The organism is Sphingomonas kyeonggiensis, assembly GCF_014196745.1.
GTDB lineage: Bacteria > Pseudomonadota > Alphaproteobacteria > Sphingomonadales > Sphingomonadaceae > Sphingomonas > Sphingomonas kyeonggiensis.
This window is the reverse complement of the sequence record NZ_JACIEH010000003.1, coordinates 823,954-840,572: the sequence shown is the minus strand read 5'-3', so window position 1 is coordinate 840,572 and position 16,619 is coordinate 823,954. Positions and strand designations below refer to the sequence as shown.

The following is a 16,619-nucleotide window of genomic DNA, read 5'->3' as shown; positions in this document are numbered from 1 at the left end:
TTTGAAACTAAGCGAGACGCGCACCAGATTCCGTCTCGAAACTGGGCCCCGGCATTCGGGGAACAAGGGAACGAAAAATGGCCGACTATGATTTCGACGTCCTGGTGATCGGTTCGGGCCCCGGCGGCTATGTCGCGGCGATCCGCGCGGCGCAGCTGGGCCTCAAGACCGCGTGCGCCGAGAGCCGCGCGACGCTGGGCGGCACCTGCCTCAACGTCGGCTGCATCCCCTCCAAGGCGCTGCTGCACGCGTCGGAGCTGTTCGAGGAAGCCGCCAGCGGCAAGCTCGCCAAGCTCGGCATCAAGACCCCGACAGTCGAGCTCGACCTCGACGCGATGCATGCCCAGCGCATCGACGCGGTGAAGGGCCTGACCGGCGGCATCGAGTTCCTGTTCAAGAAGAACAAGGTCGAGTGGCTCAAGGGCCATGCGACGTTCACCGGCAAGGACAGCGTCACCGTGGGTGACCGCACGGTCCGCGCCAAGAACATCATCATCGCCACCGGCTCCTCGGTCACCCCGCTGCCCGGCGTCGAGATCGACCAGAAGGTCGTCGTCGACTCGACCGGCGCGCTCGAGCTGCCCAAGGTTCCCGAGCATCTCGTCGTCATCGGCGGCGGCGTGATCGGCCTCGAGCTCGGCTCGGTGTGGCGCCGCGTCGGCGCCAAGGTCACCGTGGTCGAGTTCCTCGACCAGCTGCTCCCGGGCATGGACGGCGAAGTCCGCAAGGAAGCCGGCAAGCTGTTCAAGAAGCAGGGCATGACCCTCAAGCTGAGCACCAAGGTGACCGGCGTGCAGGTCAATGGCGACAAGGCCACCCTCACCCTCGAGCCGTCGGCTGGCGGCGCCGCCGAAACCCTTGAGGCGGACGCGGTGCTGGTCTCGATCGGCCGCCGCCCGAACACCTCGGGCCTCGGCCTCGAGGCCGCCGGTCTCTCGACCAACCAGCGCGGCCAGGTCGAGATCGATCACGACTTCCGCACCTCGGTCCCCGGCATCTGGGCGATCGGCGACGTCGTCCCCGGCCCGATGCTCGCGCACAAGGCCGAGGATGAAGGCATCGCGGTCGCCGAGAACATCGCCGGCCTGACCGGCATAGTGAACCACGACGTGATCCCGTCGGTCGTCTACACCTGGCCCGAGATCGCCGGTGTCGGCCTGACCGAGGAGCAGGCCAAGGAGCGCACCGAGGTCAAGGTCGGCAAGTTCCCCATGGTCGCCAATTCGCGCGCCAAGACCAACCACGAGCCCGACGGCTGGGTTAAGGTGATCGCCGACGCCAAGTCGGACCGCGTGCTCGGCGTGTGGATGATCGCGTCGGTCGCCGGCACGATGATCGCCCAGGCGGCGCAGGCAATGGAGTTCGGCGCGACGTCGGAAGACATCGCCTACACCTGCCACGCCCACCCGACGCATTCGGAAGCGTTCAAGGAAGCGGCGATGGCGGTGCAGGGCAAGCCGATCCATATTTGATCGACACCAAAGGCCCCTCCCAGTGGGGACGGGTTAGGAGAAGGCCGGGCTCGATGCCCGGCCTTTTCTTTTTGCGGGAATCTCCCTCTCCCGCTTGCGGGAGAGGGCCGGGGTGAGGGTGTCAGAGAGGGCAGGCGAAGCGCGCGTTGCTCGCACGCACCCTCACCCGGCCTCGCGTTGCTCGGCCACCCTCTCCCGCAAGCGGTAGAGGGTTTAGTGCACCACCACCGGCCCGCTCAGCCGCGGTCGCATGCGTAGCAGCGCGAAGGCGAGCACCGCGCTGGCGATCGGCGCGAGCCACAGCGCCTGCCAGCCCCAGCGGGCATGGCTCGCCGCGCCCATCACCGCGCCGGCGATGAAGCCGAGCCACAGGAACAGATAGGCGGCCCAGGCCCAGCGATCAGGATCGCCCATCAGCGCGCCGGCGAGCTTCTGGCCCATCTTGACCAAGGATCCGGTCATATAGGTCACGCCCACCGTCACTTCGCCCTCGCGGTGGAGGATGCCGTTCTCGCAGCCCATCGCCATGGCGAGGAAGATCAGCACGATCGGCCCCGGCATCAGGCTGGCGACCGTCGCGGCGGCGACGAGCAGCGCCGTCACCACCAGCATCAGGCTCTCGCGGAACCGCGCCTGGCGCCAGCGCGTCACCACGCTGGCCAGGATCACGCCGCTGACGAAGCTCATCACCAGGCTGCCGGCCACCGCCGCGTCGCCGGGCAGGTTGGCGCCCAGCCCCACGCCCAGCCGGGTGGTGTTGCCGCTCATGAACGAGGCGAAGAAGCCGCCCAGGCTGGTGAAGGCCAACGCATCGACGAAGCCGGCGAGCGCGGCAAGGCAGATGGCGATGACGATTAGCGGGGACTCGGTACGCTGCATGACCGCACTCATGCCCCAGCCGCGCATTTGACAGCAAGCCATCACGCCATGAAACATTGGTCATGGAAACCGTAGACGCCGCCGCCCGGATCGGGCCGATCCTGCCCTGGCTGGACCTGTTCGGCATCGCTGTGTTCGCCGCCACTGGCGCGCTCGCCGCCGCGCATCGCGCCCAGACCTTCGTCACCGCCGCCTTCTTCGCGCTCGTCACCGGCGTGGGCGGTGGCACGATCCGCGACCTGCTGATCGGCGCGCCGGTCTTCTGGGTGCACGACGCGACCGTCGCGGCGCTGGTGCTGAGCGTCGCGCTGCTCGTCTGGATCACCCCGCAGCGCTGGTGGAGCGACACGACGCTCGCCTGGCTCGATGCCTTCGGGCTCGCCGCCTATGCCGCGTTCGGCGCGGCCAAGGCGCTGAGCTACGGCATCCCGCCGGTGCCCGCCGCGGTGATGGGCGTGGTCACCGCATGCGTGGGCGGCATCATCCGCGACGTGCTGGCGGGCGAGCCTTCGATCCTGATGCGGCCGGAGCTCTACGTCACCGCCGCGGCGCTCACCGCGGCGCTGCAGGTGGCGTTGACCCTAGCCGGCCTTCCGGTGTTCGCCGCCGGCCTGCTCGCCGCCTGTGCCGGCTTCGGCCTGCGCGGCGCGGCGATCGTGTGGAAGCTCGGCCTGCCCGCTTATAGAGGGCGCCGTTGATGCTTCTCGCCCTACTCCTCGCCGCCCAGGATCCGCTCGCCCCGCTCGACTATTGGACGGGCCATTGCTGGCGCACCACGCTCGCCCCCGAGGTGACCGACACGCACTGTTTCACGCGCACCGATGCCGGCGTGCGCGACCATCACGAAGTCGTCGATACGGGCGAGAAGGTCTATCAGGGGGATACCGACTATCGCTGGGACGGCACGCAGATACGCTTCGCTTATCGCAACGATTCCGGGCCGGTGTCCGACGGCATCGTCACCGTGGCTCCCACCGGGCTCGAGTTGGAAGGCGTCCGCCTGGAGCGGACCGCAACCGGCTTCGCGATGATCACCGAGAATGGCCGCCGCGCGTTCGTGCGGGTCGACTGATTCCTCCCCCGGCCTGCCAGGGAGGAGACGAATCGGATCAGGGCTCCATCAGCCAGGCGATCGCGCGCTCGCGATCGTCGAAGATGCCGATATCGGCACGCACCTCGCGCAGCCGCTGCGCCTGCATCCTGGCGAGCGCGGTGCTGACCACGAAGGCGACCTTGCGCGCCCAGATCGCGCGCACCGCCGGATTGTCGAGCGTGTTCTTGATCAGCTCCACCGTCTCCTGCGGCACGACGGGAACCCCGCTGCCGTCATAAAGGGTGACGTGCTTGCCGACATCGGGGCCGAGCGCGCGGATCGCCGCGCGCAGCTCCTCGCCGATCCAGGCGGCATCCTCAGGCGAGATCAGCCCGCCAATGCGCAGATCGACCAGCTTGCGATCCAGGTCGACCTGGATGCTGTGCGAAACATTGTGGGGCATGCGACACCGGACCACGCGTTACTGACAGACCGTGCCGATAGACGCCGGCCCCTGCCGGGCTCAATCCCGGACTAACCCCATATCGGCGAAACGGCGCGGCTCGACCGGCGGCACGCGCGGCTCGTTGAGCTCGACCTGCCAGAAACCGACATCGATCCACTGGCCATGCTTGTAGCCGACTTCGCGGTACACGCCCTGGCGGCGGAAGCCGACCGCCTCGTGCAGCTTGATCGAGCGATCGTTCGGCAAGGTGATCGTGCCGATCGCATGGACGAAGCCCTGGGCACGCAGCGTATCGACCATCGCGCCGTAGAGCAGCCGCCCGACACCCGAACCGCTCGACGCGTCGGTCAGGTAGATCGAGGTCTCGCAGACATAGCGATAGGCCGGGCGGTCGCGGAACTTGCTGGCATAGGCATAGCCGATCACCCCGCCATCGACATCGCCGGTGGTCGCGACCAGCCAGGGATAGAGGCCGTCGCTCGCCGCCATCCGCCTGCGCATCTCCGCCTTTTCCGGCGGCTCGATCTCGAACGAGGCGGTACCGGTGAGCACGTGCGGCGCATAGATCGCCGCGATGGCGCCCGCGTCCTCGGGCGTCGCTGCACGGATCGCGATCACAGGCCGAGCCGCGCCGCGATCGCTTCGAACAGGGTGCGGTCCTCGACGCTGGCCGTCGCCGGCCCCAGCGCGCCGCATTCGAGGCAGCGGGCCTGGACCGAGCCGCCCTTGGCGAGCCGCTTCGCATCGCCCAGCGCCTGGGCGAACAACGCCCGCTGCTCGATCGCCACGCGGGCGAACATGTCCGCCCCCGCCGGCTGATCGGCCCAGTCGCCTTCGTCCTTGGAATCGTCCGCGAAGCTCTCGATCAGCCTGGCCCAGCCGGACTGCTCCTTCTCGAGATAGACGGCATGGACCTTGGCCGGGTCGAGCTTGGCGCGGCGGGCCGCCTCGGCGATCGCGTCGTCCACGCCACCGAACCGATCGACCAGCCCGATCTGGTGCGCGGTGCCGCCGATCCAGACGCGGCCCTGCGCGATCTCGTTGACCTTTTCCGGCGTCATCTTGCGGGCGCCCGCGACCAGCCCGATGAAGCGCGCATAGCCGGCATCGATCGCCGACTGGAGCAGCGTGTCGGTCTCCGCGTTGGTGCCGCCGAGTATGTCGGGCTGGCCGCTCAGCGGGGTGGTCTTCACGCCGTCCACGCCCACGCCGATCTTGGCGAGCGTCTTCTCGAAGGTGGGGATCACGCCGAAGATGCCGATCGATCCGGTGATCGTGTTGGGCTCGGCGAAGATCGTGTCGCCCGCGGTCGACACCCAATAGCCGCCACTGGCGGCCAGGCTGCCCATCGAGACCACCACCGGCAGCCCCTGCGCCTTGGCCTGGAGGATCGCCTGGCGGATCTGCTCGGAGGCGAGCGCCGAACCGCCCGGCGAATCGACGCGGACCACCAGCGCCTTGAGGTTCTTGGTCGCCAGCCCCTTGAGTAGCTGCGCGCTGATCGTGTCGCCGCCGGCATGGCCCGGGCCTGCCTTGCCGTCGACGATCTCGCCGGCGACGGTGATCACGCCGATCGCGTCGCCACCGGTCGGCAGCGGATGCGCGGCGACGAAGTCGGCCAGCTTGATCCGGTTGAAATTGCCCAGCGGCTTGCCGCTCGCCACGCCGGCGATCTCCGCCACGCGCTTGCCGAACGCCATGCGGTCGCCGAGCTTGTCGACGATACCCAGGTCCAGGTTGGTCTTGGCGATGTCGCCCTTGGCGGCGGCCACCACTTCGGCGGGCTTGGCGAGATAGTCGGCGATGCGCGCCTTGGGCCGCGCCTTGGCGATCTCGGCCTGCCATTGCTGGAGGATCGGCTGGTAGATCGCCAGCTCGGCTTCCTTGGCCTCGGGCGACATGTCGTTGCGCATGTACGGCTCGACCGCCGACTTGAACTTGCCGACGCGGTAGATGTGCGCGTTGACCCCCAGCTTGTCGAGCAGGCCCTTGTAGAACAGGCGGGTGCCGCCCGGGCCGGCGAACATCGTGCCGCCCAGCGGGTTCACCCAGATCTCGCTGGCATTGGCGGCCAGCGCATAGCTGTCATCGGTATAGGCGGTGGCATAGGCGAGCACCGGCTTGCCGCTGGCGCGCACCTTGCCCACCGCTTCGGCGACCTGGCTGATCGCCGCCGGATAGCCGCCGGTGAAGCGATCGAGATCGAGCACCACCGCCTTCACATGATCGTCGCTCTTCGCCGCATCGAGCGCGCGCACCACGTCGCGCAACCGCTGCTGCTTGGCGACGTCGCCGCCGGTGAACCGGGAGAAGGGATCGACTTCCTCGGGCTGCTCGACCAGCGCGCCGTCGAGCGAGACGAGCAACGCGCCGTCGCGGATCGCCGCCGGATTGGGCTTGGCCGAAAGCGCCACGAACAACATCGTGAAGAACAGCAGCATGAAGACCAGGACCAGAAAGTCCTTGATCCCCACCAGGATCTTCCAGGCGCCCCGAACAAGCTTCACGTGCCGCTCCCAATGCGAAGGAATATGCCCTTCGTGCTAGAGGATCGAACCGGGCACGTAAATGCCTGTATTATGGCAACAAGACAGCAATTGCCGCCGAAACCGTCTCAGAGCGAGAGTCGCCAGGCGAGCGAGAAGCGCCAGTCCTCGGCATAGCCGGGATAGGGATCGTCGATGACGTGCGCGGCCTCCAGCCCGATCTCGGCCTTGTCCACCCAGCGGAGCCGCGTGCCGAATCCGGCCGAGGCCAGCGCATAGTCGCCGCGGCCGGATACCCCGCCCCGCCCCCGGATTCCGATCCAGGCCCGATCGACAAAGCCATAGATCTCACTGGTGCCGAACTTGCCGCCCTTGAGCGGCCGCACCGCCAGCTCGCCCAGCGCGCCGGCACCGCGGTCGCCGCTGGCGAAGCTGACGTCGAAGGCGCGCCCGTAATTGTCGCCGCCCACCGCGAAGCGCTCCGCCGCCGGCAGCCGGTCGCCGGTCCACTGCCCGCCGGCCTGCACCCGCGCGACGAGACGCTTGCCGATCGTCTGGGCCAGATAGGCCGAGCCGTTGAACTTGCGGAAGCGCCGGTCGGCCTGGAGCGGATCGGTGCGCGCGCCGAGGATGTCGATCCCCTGGGAGGCGGATAGACCGATCGCGAGGCTGCGTTTCTCGCGCGTGCTCGAGAAGCTCGCGCCGCCGCGCAGCGCCCGGGTCCGCTCGGTTGCGATCAGCGCGCCGAATGCGGCATTGTCGCTGTTGAGCCCATCCACGCCCAGCGACAGGTCGAGGCTGCGATGGAAATCGCGGATCAGCGGATAACTGAGCGTAGTCCCGGCCAGCTTCGCCTTGCCGCGCACCGGATTGCCGCGCAGCCGGGTCTCCAGATAGCCGCCGCTGGTGGTGAGCGTCAGCCCGCTCGCGGTGATCGGCACGGCATAGCTGCCGCTCAGATAGCGATAGCGCTTCAGGTCGCTCGCTGCCGATGCGGCCAGGGTCAGCTGGTCGCCGTCGATCCCCAGGCCGAAGAACTCCGCCTTGGCGTCGAACTGGCCGTCGCCGAGCTGGGTGATCCCGCGATTGGAAAACCCCGCGGTAAAGCGCGTGCGCTTCTGCTTCGGGGTCACGGTCAGCGCCAGCGCACCGTCCGCGTTCGGATCGGCGAAGTCGCTCGTGAAGGTCAGGCCCGGGATCGCGCGCATCAGCGTCACCTGCCGCTCGAAGGTGGCGCGGCTGAGCGGGGCCTCGTCGAGCATCCGCGCCATGCGCGCGCGGAGCAGCCGGTGGCCGCGCCTGTCGGTCTTCACGCTCGCCTGGGCGATCCGGCCCTCGGTGAGCAGCACGGTCACCGTCCCGCCACTGGTATCCTGTTCGGGGATCGCCACGGTGTAGAGCGCCACATCGGCGCGCTGATAGGCCTTGGACAAGGTGCCGGCGAGTTCGATCAGCGTATCCTTGTCGCCGGGCCGGCCGATGAAGCGCTTCGCCGCCTCGGCCACCGGCCCGGGTGCCTGCGCGCCCTGGAAACGAATACCGCGGATCGGCGTATTGGCGCCGGTCGCGGTGACGTTGGTGGTCTCACGCCTGGGGGTGGTGCGCGGCGAAGACGGCACCTCGCGCGGTGCGGTGGCGCGGTCGATCCGGTTGCGGTCGACGATCACGCCCGCGTCCTGCCAGGCGAGCGCGGCAAGCGCGATCAGCATGGTCTCTCTCCCGGTTGTGGAAGGAAAAGCCGCGCGCAGGGGCAGTTGCGCGCGGCTTTCCCGGATCCGCGTCTCAGCGCGGTTTGGTCGGCGTCAGCAAGGTGTTGACCACCCCGCCCACGGCATTGGTGGTGCCGGTCAACAGATTGGTGTTGGCATTGGCGCCGGCGCTCGCACCCTGGGGATTGAGCACACCATTCACCGTGGCGTTGACCGTGCCCAGCGTCGAGCCGAGCGTGCCGTTGACGTTCGCGTTGGCACCGGTCGCGCCGGTCGTTCCAGTCACGCCACCCAGCAGACCGCCGGTCGTCTGGGTAACCCCACTCAACAGCCCTCCGGTAGCGCCGGTGGCGCCGTTCGTGCTGCCGACCACGCCCGGCACGGAGACGTTGAGCAGGTTGCCGCCCTGCCCGTTCGGCACCGTCACGCTCACCAGATTGCCGCCCGATGCGGCGCTCACCGTGGCGAGCTGGCCGGTCGAGGGATTGCGCGCCAGCACGTTGAGGCCGATCAGCGGCGAAGCGCCGCTCGATCCGCCGATCACCTTGCCCTGGCCGAGGTCGATCGAGACCAGCGAGCCGAGCGCGCCGCCCTTGCCGTCCAGGATCAGGGTACTGCCATTGCCCAGCCCGACCAGAGTCTGCCCGGTCGCGGTGAGCACGCGGTTGACCGTGCCGGTCACCAGGCCGGTCGCCGGGATGCCCAGACCCGCGGTAAGTCCGGTCTGGGTGTTGGCGACCCCGATCACCGCATTGCCCGACGCCGCGAGCAGATTGCCGCCCAGCGCGCCGGTGCCCGTACCGGCGCCAGTGCCGTTTCCGGTGCCAGTACCCGTCCCGCCGCCGGTCGCGCCGCCACCGCCTCCAGTGCCGCCGCCCGTTCCGCCAGTACCGCCCGAGCCGTCACCGGCCGTATCGCCGGGAACGTTAGTTCCCACCGAGGCTACGCGATAGCTTCCCGAGCTGTTGCACGCCGCAAGAGAAAGCATTCCAATCGACGCAAGTGCAAATCCGGCCAGCCGGCCATGATTATTAATCATGCCACCTCTCCTGTGTTTGATACTTACTTTTACTTGTCGGTGGCGCTTCAATCTATTGCTTGGGATATTGTTTCCCGGCGATGGCAAGATTCGTGGTTGCCAATAACTTAATCGGGAACCTTGCCGAAGCGACGGCGCCTCCTAAATTTGCACCGGGCCACCGCGCACCGGTTGACGCGGGCGGATCGGCTTCGCATATCGCCGTCGCTGGCACTCGACTCCATGGAGTGCCAAACCAGAGATCAAACCAAGTGAGGAACCCGCAATGAACTTCCGTCCGTTGCACGACCGCGTGCTCGTTCGCCGCGTCGAAGCCGAGGCGAAGACCGCCGGCGGCATCATCATCCCGGACACCGCCCAGGAAAAGCCGCAGGAAGGCGAAGTCGTCGCCGCCGGCTCGGGCGCCAAGAACGAAAAGGGCGAAGTCACGCCGCTCGACGTCAAGGCCGGCGACCGCATCCTGTTCGGCAAGTGGTCGGGCACCGAGGTCAAGGTCAACGGCGAAGACCTGCTGATCATGAAGGAATCGGACATCCTCGGCATCATCGGCTGAGCCGTTTCCGCGGCTTCCCCCGCGCACGCGTTGGGTGTCGCGACTTTTGTGACTTTTGAACGAATTTTGAGAGGTAAATCCCATGGCAGCCAAGGACGTTAAGTTCGGCCGCGACGCCCGCGAACGCATTCTGCGCGGCGTCGACACCCTCGCCGACGCAGTGAAGGTCACGCTGGGCCCGAAGGGCCGCAACGTCGTGATCGAGAAGAGCTTCGGCGCCCCGCGCATCACCAAGGACGGCGTCAGCGTCGCCAAGGAAATCGAGCTCAAGGACAAGTTCGAGAACATGGGCGCCCAGATGGTGCGCGAAGTGGCCTCGAAGACCAACGACATCGCCGGTGACGGCACCACCACCGCCACCGTGCTCGCCCAGGCGATCGTCCGCGAGGGCATGAAGTCGGTCGCGGCCGGCATGAACCCGATGGATCTGAAGCGCGGCATCGACCTCGCGGTGCACAAGGTCGTCGAGGACGTGAAGAGCCGTTCGAAGCCCGTCTCGGGCTCGTCGGAAGTCGCGCAGGTCGGCATCATCTCGGCCAATGGCGACGTCGAAGTCGGCCAGAAGATCGCGGAAGCGATGGAGAAGGTCGGCAAGGAAGGCGTGATCACCGTCGAAGAGGCGAAGGGTCTCGAGTTCGAGCTCGACGTCGTCGAGGGCATGCAGTTCGACCGCGGCTATCTGTCGCCCTACTTCATCACCAACCCGGAGAAGATGACGGTCGAGCTCAACGATCCGTACATCCTGATCCATGAGAAGAAGCTGTCGAACCTCCAGTCGATGCTTCCGATCCTCGAGGCGGTCGTGCAGTCGGGTCGCCCGCTGCTGATCATCGCCGAGGACATCGAGGGCGAGGCGCTGGCCACCCTGGTCGTCAACAAGCTGCGCGGCGGCCTGAAGGTCGCGGCCGTCAAGGCTCCGGGCTTCGGCGATCGCCGCAAGGCGATGCTCGAGGACATCGCGATCCTCACCAAGGGCGAAGTCGTCTCGGAAGACCTCGGCATCAAGCTCGAGAGCGTCACCCTGGGCATGCTCGGCACCGCCAAGCGCGTCACGATCGACAAGGACAACACCACCATCGTCGATGGCGCCGGTGAAGCCGATGCGATCAAGGGCCGCACCGAAGCGATCCGCCAGCAGATCGAAGTCACCACCAGCGACTATGACCGTGAGAAGCTCCAGGAGCGCCTCGCCAAGCTCGCCGGCGGCGTGGCCGTGATCAAGGTCGGTGGTGCGACCGAAGTCGAGGTGAAGGAGCGCAAGGACCGCGTCGACGACGCTCTCCATGCTACCCGCGCTGCTGTCGAAGAAGGCATCGTCCCCGGCGGCGGCACGGCGCTGCTCTATGCGTCGAAGGCTCTCGACGGCGTCACCGGCGCCAATGAGGACCAGACCCGCGGCGTGGACATCGTCCGCCGTTCGCTCTCGGCCCTGGTTCGCCAGATCGCCCAGAACGCCGGCCATGACGGTGCCGTGGTCGCCGGCAAGCTGCTCGACGGCAACGACGCCACGATCGGCTTCAACGCCGCGACCGACGTATACGAGAACCTGGTGACCGCCGGCGTGATCGACCCGACCAAGGTCGTCCGCACCGCGCTCCAGAATGCGGCCTCGGTCGCCGGCCTGCTCATCACCACCGAAGCGGCGGTGAGCGAGCTGCCGGAAGACAAGCCCGCCATGCCGGCGATGCCGGGCGGCGGCATGGGCGGCATGGACTTCTAAGAGTCCGCGCAAGCACAAGCGAAGGGCCGGGGAGCGATCCCCGGCCCTTTCCTTTTGCCGGCCATCCGGCGTGTTGGCGTTTTAGGCCAACAAAGCACTTTCCTACATCCCGAAACCGCGACAAACTGGCCCCATCCACAACAGCGCCGGCCTACAGGCGCGTTCTCAGGGGCTGACCATGACCGACCTTTCCCGCCGCGAAGCGCTGACCGCGGCTGCTTTCGCTTCGCTCGCAGCCGCGCTGCCGGCCTGGGCGCAGGAGACCAAGATGACCGCTGGTGCCCAGTGGGACCTGACCGAGCTCTATCCGAACGAAGCCGCCTGGGAGTCCGCCCGCAAGCAGATGCTCGCCGCGATCCCCGGCATCGCCAAGTACAAGGGCCGGCTCGGCGAGAGCGCGGACGTGCTCGCCGAGGCGCTGTCGCTCCAGTCCGATCTCGGCCGTACGATCGGCCGCATCTACACCTATGCCAGCCTGAAGGGTGACGAGGACGTCCGCATCTCCGCCAACCAGGAGAAGCTCGCCCAGGCCCGCGACCTCTACACCGCGTTCGGCGAGGCGACCTCCTGGACCTCGCCCGAGCTGCTGACCCTGGGCAAAGCCAGGATCGACGCCTTCCTCGCCGCCAGCCAGACGCTGCGCACCCGCTTCGACTTCGCGCTGGCCGACACGCTGCGCCAGGCCGAGCACACCCTTTCGCCCGAGAGCGAGGCGATCCTCGCCAGCGCCGGTTCGCCGCTTTCGGCACCGGGCGAGATCTCGGGCCAGCTGCGCTCGTCGGACATTCCCTGGCCGACCATCACCCTGTCGACCGGCAAGGCGGTGCGGCTCGATTCGCAAGGCTATTCGCTGAACCGCGACGCGCCCAACCGCGAGGACCGCAAGGCGGTGTTCAACGCCTTCTGGACCGCGCACGGCAAGTTCCAGAACTCGTTCGGGACGACCTATGCCGCCAAGGTGCGCGGCGACATCTTCTACGCCAAGGCGCGCAAATACCCGACCTCGCTGGCCCGCGCGCTCTCCGGCAACAATGTGCCCGAGGCGGTGTACCGCACGCTGGTGGCCGAGGCGAACAAGGGGCTGCCGCAGCTCCACCGCTATTTCGAGCTGCGCCGCAAGATGCTCAAGCTGCCGGACATCGGCTATTACGACATCTATCCGCCGCTCGTCTCGATGGACCGCAGCTACACGCTCGATCAGATGCGGAGCACCACGCTGGAAGCGGTGAAGCCGCTCGGCGCGGACTATCAGGCGCGCATCGCCAAGGCGACTGCGGCCAAGTGGATGGATCCCTGGCCCCGCGAGGGCAAGCGCCCGGGCGCGTACATGAACCCCGGCGCGTTCGACGTGCACCCCTATCTGCTGCTCAACCTCAGCGACAAATATGACGGGATGAGCACCTATGCGCACGAATGGGGCCATGCGCTCCACTCGCTGCTCGCCAATTCGGCCCAGCCTTATGACAAGGCCGACTATCCGATCTTCCTCGCCGAGATCGCCTCGACGCTGAACGAGCAGCTGCTGTTCGCGCACCTGATGAAGAGTGCGAAGACCAGGGAGGAGAAGCTCTTCTATCTCGGCCAGCAGATGGAGAATTACCGCGGCACCTTCTTCCGCCAGACCATGTTCGCCGAGTTCGAATTGAAGGCGCATGACATGGCAGAGGCGGGCGAGGGCCTGTCGGGGAGCAAGTTCACCAAGGTCTATGGCGAGCTGCTGCGCACCTATCACGGGCCGAACATGATCCTCGCGCCCGAATATGCGAACGAGTGGGCGTATATCCCGCACTTCTACAACAGCTTCTACGTCTACCAGTACGCCACCTGCATCTCGGCGGCGACCTTCTTCGCCCAGTCGATCCTGAAGGGCGGGCCGAAGGAGCGCGACAACTACCTGTCGGTGCTGAAGGCGGGCGGATCGGACTATCCGACCGAGATCCTGAAGCGCGCCGGCCTCGATATGGCGAGCCCGGCCCCGTACCAGGCGCTGGTCGCCGACTTCAAGAACGTGCTCGACCAGGCGGAAGCCCTGGTGGGCTAGTCGGTTTGCGGTGCCGGGCGGGGGAGCGGGCCGGCACCGCCTAAAGCTGCTTCCGCCGCGTCGGCGCATGGAAATCGGGCGGCTTGTCCGCGATCCATGCGACGAAGCGGCGGATGTCCTCGCGCTCGAGCAGTGCCTCGAGCGTGGGATAGAGCCGGGCCAGCTCGGCATTGCTCGCGCTGGCGTGGATCGTCCGGTGACAGATCGGGTGGAGCGGCACGGTGTCGCGGCCGCCCTCGCTCTTCGGCACGACGTGATGCCATTCGACCTTGTCGCCCAAGGGGCGTGCGCAAAGCGCGCAGGCCTCGGTCGGCACGACGCCGGCCGCGGCTTCCATCGCAGCCGCGACCTGCTTGCGCCGGACCCGGCCGCTCATCCTTCGAGCTGGCGCAGCAGCCAGTCGTCGGCGACCATGTCGAGCACCAGATGGACCCGGGCGGTGTCGCCGCGATTGGCCACGCTGTGCGGATCGGCAAGCCGCAGATACCAGGCCTCGCCCGGCGCCATCGTGACCCGCTCGCCGTTCAGGCGGAAATCGACATCCGGATTGGTGACCACCGGCACATGGATCCGGGCGAACCCGTCGGCGACATCGAGGTCGAAGTCCTCATGCTCCTTGATCACCGATCCCGCCGCGAGCCGCATCAGCCGCACGCTGCGAACCGGCGACCGGAAGGCATCGATCACCGCGGACAGCCCCGGCATCCGGCCCCGCCACGGCGTATCGACGAACTCGGTAGCATCCGGTGCGGAATAGATCATCTGGACCGGATGCCTGGCGGCGGCCGAAGCGCGCAGCGGCAACACGCTCCACTCGCCCTCGTAATTCTGCCGCACGAAATGCTCGGTCCAGTCACCGCGTTCCAGCGCGGCGAGATCGGCGGCGAGCGGCGCGGGATCGAAGCGCAGCGGCAGCCGCACCCGATCGGGCCAGACGGATTGTGTGGGTGCCGTCGCCATATTAGCCTGCCTGCTCCTTCCCGAGCGAGCCTATCCCAGCCCCCGATGATTGCAACGCCGCCGACTCCGCTCGACCAGTTCCGGACGGCCGTGATGGCCGATGCCGAGGCGCAGCAATATCTCGCCGAACCCTATGATCCGGCCGAATTCGAAGCCCGCGCGCTGGCATGGGCGACCGCACACGGGATCGCCCTTGCCGCAGCCGATCTGGCCGAAGCGAATCGCTCCGCGCCAGCGCCGCCGATGCGGACGGACCGGCCGCCCCTGGGCTGGCTTCCCGTCAGTTTCTCATCGACGCCCGAGCCGGCAGTCGACTGGCTCCACTTCGCCGACATCTCACCGAACACTCCCTTCTTCCAGGATGCGATCCGGGAGGCATCGTATCGGCCGTTTAACCGGCTGTTCCGCACCGCCACACCGATCGCGAGCCTCCCCGGCCAGGCCGATCGCGAGGCGCCGACCGGCTTCATCTTCCACATGTCGCGCTGCGGATCGACGCTCGTCTCACAGATGCTGGGCGCCGTGCCGGGCCATGTCTCCATCTCCGAAGCGCCGGCGCTCGATGCGCTGCTCCAGTGCCGCTTCACCGATCAGGAAGCGCATGTCGATGCGCTGCGCGGACTGGTCCATGCCCATCGCCGCGGCGCCGAGCGGCTGTTCGTCAAGCTCGACAGCTGGCACACCCGCGCGCTGCCCCTGCTTCGCCGCGCCTTTCCCCGGACGCCCTGGATCTTCCTCTATCGTGATCCGGTGGAAGTGATCGTCTCGCACCTGCGCCAGCGCGGCGTGCAGACCGTGCCCGGCATGGTGCCTCTGGCATGGTTCGACCTGCTGCCCGAGGACGCGAACCTTCCCGACCGCGTCTTCATCGCACGGGTGCTGGAACGGATCTGCAGCGCAGTCATCGAGAACGGCCGGGAGAATGGCCTGCTGGTCGATTATGCCGAACTGCCCGAGGCTTTTTTCGAGCGCATCCTGCCGCATTTCGGCATCGCGCCCGACGCGGCCGCCGGGGCAGCGATGACAGCGGCAGCGGGAAATCATTCCAAGACGCCCGGCATTCGCTTCCACGCCGATGCCCAGACCAAGCAGCGCGCGGCCGATGCCGAGCTTCGCGCCATAGTCGAGCGCTATCTGGCTCCGGTCTTCGCCCAGCTCGAGGCGACGCGCGCGGCCGCCTAGTCGCCCTTCCGCATCGCCTCGATGATCTTCTTCACTTCCTGGCTGCGGCCGCGTGGCAGGACGAGGATGTCATCACCCGAGGCAACCACGATCAGGTCCTCGACGCCGACCAGGGCGACACGCTTTCCGGACTCGACGCGAACCAGGCAGTTGCTGCTCTCGATCACCACCGCGTCGCCGCGCACGACATTGCCGCCGGCATCGGCATGGCTGATCGCGTGGAGCGCATCCCAGCTGCCGACGTCGCTCCAGCCCATCGTCACCGGCACCACCGCCACGCGCGGCGCCTTTTCCATCACGGCATAGTCTATCGAGTCGGAGGGGCTCGCCGCGAAGCTGTCGGCATCGGGCCAGATCCGCGCCCCTTCGCGCCGGCCCTTCTCCATCGATGCCTGGGCGGCCGCGAGCATCTCGGGCGCATAGCTGGACAGGGCACCCAGATAGATGTCCGCGCGGAACAGGAAGATGCCGCCGTTCCAGGTATGCCCGCCCTGGGCGAGCATCTCCTCCGCCTTGTCGCGCGGCGGCTTCTCGACGAAGCGTTCGACCCGGTGCACGCCCTCGCCGATCGCCTCGCCGACCTTGATCCAGCCATAGCCGGTCTCGGCCGAATCGGGCGTGATGCCGAAAGTGACCAGCCAGCCGTCGCGCACCAGCGGCAGCGCGGCCTGGATGGCGGCGTGGAAGGCATCGACATCGGCGATGACGTGATCGGAAGGCATCACCAGCAGCGGCTCGGCCCCACCGCCCGCAGCGATGGCGGCGAGCGCGATGGCAGGCGCCGTGTTCCGCCCGATGGGCTCGAGCACCAGCGCACGCGCGACGCTGTCCGCGGCGGCAAGCTGCTCCTCGACCATGTCGGCATGATGCGCATTGGCGACGACGATCGGCGCCCCGAAACGCTCGCCCGAAGCTCGCCGTGCGGTGAGCTGCAGCATCGTCTCCTCGGCGGTGAGCGACAAAAGCTGCTTGGGTTTCTCTGCCCGCGACATCGGCCAGAGTCTGGTACCCGATCCTCCCGACAGGATGACAGGAACGATCGGCTTCGAATCCGGCATGAGCTTCGGACCTCCTGATGC

General features: G+C 67.6%; 16 protein-coding genes. 7 read left to right on the top strand and 9 right to left on the bottom strand.

Annotated elements, in window-relative coordinates; genetic code table 11:
* The first annotated feature begins 77 nt into the window (after positions 1 to 77).
* Positions 78 to 1,472 carry a dihydrolipoyl dehydrogenase gene (gene lpdA / locus GGR46_RS19205; protein ID WP_183999611.1) on the top strand — a complete coding sequence of 465 codons (1,395 nt, stop codon included), beginning with the start codon at positions 78 to 80 and terminating at the stop codon, positions 1,470 to 1,472.
* A 213-nt stretch (positions 1,473 to 1,685) separates the two neighbouring features.
* Here lpdA and GGR46_RS19200 read toward each other — a convergent pair whose 3' ends face one another.
* On the bottom strand, positions 1,686 to 2,351 hold the full coding sequence (locus GGR46_RS19200) for a YoaK family protein (RefSeq protein WP_183999610.1): 666 nt from the start codon (positions 2,349 to 2,351) through the stop codon (positions 1,686 to 1,688).
* A gap of 62 nt (positions 2,352 to 2,413) precedes the next feature.
* On the opposite strand from GGR46_RS19200, the gene GGR46_RS19195 reads away from it, so the two are divergent.
* Together GGR46_RS19195 and GGR46_RS19190 are read left to right on the top strand one after the other, a co-directional pair.
* Complete coding sequence (locus GGR46_RS19195; RefSeq protein WP_183999609.1) at positions 2,414 to 3,049, top strand: trimeric intracellular cation channel family protein; 636 nt, start codon at positions 2,414 to 2,416, stop codon at positions 3,047 to 3,049.
* Positions 3,049 to 3,423: a hypothetical protein gene (locus GGR46_RS19190; protein ID WP_183999608.1), complete on the top strand. Its 375-nt coding sequence runs from the start codon at positions 3,049 to 3,051 to the stop codon at positions 3,421 to 3,423. Before GGR46_RS19195 ends, GGR46_RS19190 begins: the two co-directional genes overlap by 1 nt.
* 37 nt (positions 3,424 to 3,460) lie before the next feature.
* Here GGR46_RS19190 and GGR46_RS19185 read toward each other — a convergent pair whose 3' ends face one another.
* From GGR46_RS19185 to GGR46_RS19165, 5 genes are all read right to left on the bottom strand, one after another.
* Positions 3,461 to 3,847, bottom strand: a complete 387-nt coding sequence (locus GGR46_RS19185) for a hypothetical protein (protein WP_183999607.1) — start codon at positions 3,845 to 3,847, stop codon at positions 3,461 to 3,463.
* A gap of 60 nt (positions 3,848 to 3,907) precedes the next feature.
* The gene (locus tag GGR46_RS19180; protein ID WP_183999606.1) at positions 3,908 to 4,468 is read right to left on the bottom strand and encodes a GNAT family N-acetyltransferase; all 561 of its coding nucleotides are present in this window, start codon (positions 4,466 to 4,468) and stop codon (positions 3,908 to 3,910) included.
* Complete coding sequence (gene sppA / locus GGR46_RS19175) at positions 4,465 to 6,357, bottom strand: signal peptide peptidase SppA (RefSeq protein WP_183999605.1); 1,893 nt, start codon at positions 6,355 to 6,357, stop codon at positions 4,465 to 4,467. The genes GGR46_RS19180 and sppA overlap by 4 nt, the downstream gene beginning before the upstream one ends.
* 107 nt (positions 6,358 to 6,464) lie before the next feature.
* On the bottom strand, positions 6,465 to 8,045 hold the full coding sequence (locus GGR46_RS19170; protein ID WP_183999604.1) for a ShlB/FhaC/HecB family hemolysin secretion/activation protein: 1,581 nt from the start codon (positions 8,043 to 8,045) through the stop codon (positions 6,465 to 6,467).
* A gap of 73 nt (positions 8,046 to 8,118) precedes the next feature.
* The gene (locus GGR46_RS19165; RefSeq protein WP_183999603.1) at positions 8,119 to 8,982 is read right to left on the bottom strand and encodes a hypothetical protein; all 864 of its coding nucleotides are present in this window, start codon (positions 8,980 to 8,982) and stop codon (positions 8,119 to 8,121) included.
* A 367-nt stretch (positions 8,983 to 9,349) separates the two neighbouring features.
* Here GGR46_RS19165 and groES point away from each other — a divergent pair, with 367 nt between their 5' ends.
* From groES to pepF, 3 genes are all read left to right on the top strand, one after another.
* Positions 9,350 to 9,637 carry a co-chaperone GroES gene (groES, locus tag GGR46_RS19160; RefSeq protein WP_183999602.1) on the top strand — a complete coding sequence of 96 codons (288 nt, stop codon included), beginning with the start codon at positions 9,350 to 9,352 and terminating at the stop codon, positions 9,635 to 9,637.
* Positions 9,638 to 9,719: 82 nt separating this feature from the next.
* The gene (gene groL, locus GGR46_RS19155) at positions 9,720 to 11,357 is read left to right on the top strand and encodes a chaperonin GroEL (protein WP_183999601.1); all 1,638 of its coding nucleotides are present in this window, start codon (positions 9,720 to 9,722) and stop codon (positions 11,355 to 11,357) included.
* 178 nt (positions 11,358 to 11,535) lie between these two features.
* Positions 11,536 to 13,398, top strand: coding sequence for an oligoendopeptidase F (gene pepF / locus GGR46_RS19150; RefSeq protein ID WP_183999600.1), 1,863 nt, complete (start codon positions 11,536 to 11,538; stop codon positions 13,396 to 13,398).
* A gap of 40 nt (positions 13,399 to 13,438) precedes the next feature.
* Here pepF and GGR46_RS19145 read toward each other — a convergent pair whose 3' ends face one another.
* Together GGR46_RS19145 and GGR46_RS19140 are read right to left on the bottom strand one after the other, a co-directional pair.
* On the bottom strand, positions 13,439 to 13,735 hold the full coding sequence (locus GGR46_RS19145) for an HNH endonuclease (RefSeq protein ID WP_246426275.1): 297 nt from the start codon (positions 13,733 to 13,735) through the stop codon (positions 13,439 to 13,441).
* Between the two features lie 35 nt (positions 13,736 to 13,770).
* On the bottom strand, positions 13,771 to 14,358 hold the full coding sequence (locus GGR46_RS19140) for an aspartyl/asparaginyl beta-hydroxylase domain-containing protein (protein WP_183999598.1): 588 nt from the start codon (positions 14,356 to 14,358) through the stop codon (positions 13,771 to 13,773).
* A 45-nt stretch (positions 14,359 to 14,403) separates the two neighbouring features.
* Between GGR46_RS19140 and GGR46_RS19135 the strand changes: the two genes are divergently transcribed.
* Positions 14,404 to 15,540: a sulfotransferase family protein gene (locus GGR46_RS19135; protein WP_183999597.1), complete on the top strand. Its 1,137-nt coding sequence runs from the start codon at positions 14,404 to 14,406 to the stop codon at positions 15,538 to 15,540.
* On the opposite strand, the gene GGR46_RS19130 is transcribed toward GGR46_RS19135, so the two are convergent.
* A complete protein-coding gene (locus GGR46_RS19130; protein ID WP_183999596.1) occupies positions 15,537 to 16,598 on the bottom strand; it encodes a mannose-1-phosphate guanylyltransferase/mannose-6-phosphate isomerase in 1,062 nt (353 codons plus the stop codon). The two genes, GGR46_RS19135 and GGR46_RS19130, sit on opposite strands and share 4 nt — an antisense overlap.
* Positions 16,599 to 16,619 lie beyond the last annotated feature (21 nt).

Coding starts and splice junctions, on each gene's coding strand:
- lpdA (WP_183999611.1), top strand. CDS start 78: ATGGCCGACTATGATTTCGACGTCCTGGTGATCGGTTCGGGCCCCGGC.
- GGR46_RS19200 (WP_183999610.1), bottom strand. CDS start 2,351: ATGCAGCGTACCGAGTCCCCGCTAATCGTCATCGCCATCTGCCTTGCC.
- GGR46_RS19195 (WP_183999609.1), top strand. CDS start 2,414: ATGGAAACCGTAGACGCCGCCGCCCGGATCGGGCCGATCCTGCCCTGG.
- GGR46_RS19190 (WP_183999608.1), top strand. CDS start 3,049: ATGCTTCTCGCCCTACTCCTCGCCGCCCAGGATCCGCTCGCCCCGCTC.
- GGR46_RS19185 (WP_183999607.1), bottom strand. CDS start 3,847: ATGCCCCACAATGTTTCGCACAGCATCCAGGTCGACCTGGATCGCAAG.
- GGR46_RS19170 (WP_183999604.1), bottom strand. CDS start 8,045: ATGCTGATCGCGCTTGCCGCGCTCGCCTGGCAGGACGCGGGCGTGATC.
- groES (WP_183999602.1), top strand. CDS start 9,350: ATGAACTTCCGTCCGTTGCACGACCGCGTGCTCGTTCGCCGCGTCGAA.
- groL (WP_183999601.1), top strand. CDS start 9,720: ATGGCAGCCAAGGACGTTAAGTTCGGCCGCGACGCCCGCGAACGCATT.
- pepF (WP_183999600.1), top strand. CDS start 11,536: ATGACCGACCTTTCCCGCCGCGAAGCGCTGACCGCGGCTGCTTTCGCT.
- GGR46_RS19145 (WP_246426275.1), bottom strand. CDS start 13,735: ATGGAAGCCGCGGCCGGCGTCGTGCCGACCGAGGCCTGCGCGCTTTGC.
- GGR46_RS19140 (WP_183999598.1), bottom strand. CDS start 14,358: ATGGCGACGGCACCCACACAATCCGTCTGGCCCGATCGGGTGCGGCTG.
- GGR46_RS19135 (WP_183999597.1), top strand. CDS start 14,404: ATGATTGCAACGCCGCCGACTCCGCTCGACCAGTTCCGGACGGCCGTG.
- GGR46_RS19130 (WP_183999596.1), bottom strand. CDS start 16,598: ATGCCGGATTCGAAGCCGATCGTTCCTGTCATCCTGTCGGGAGGATCG.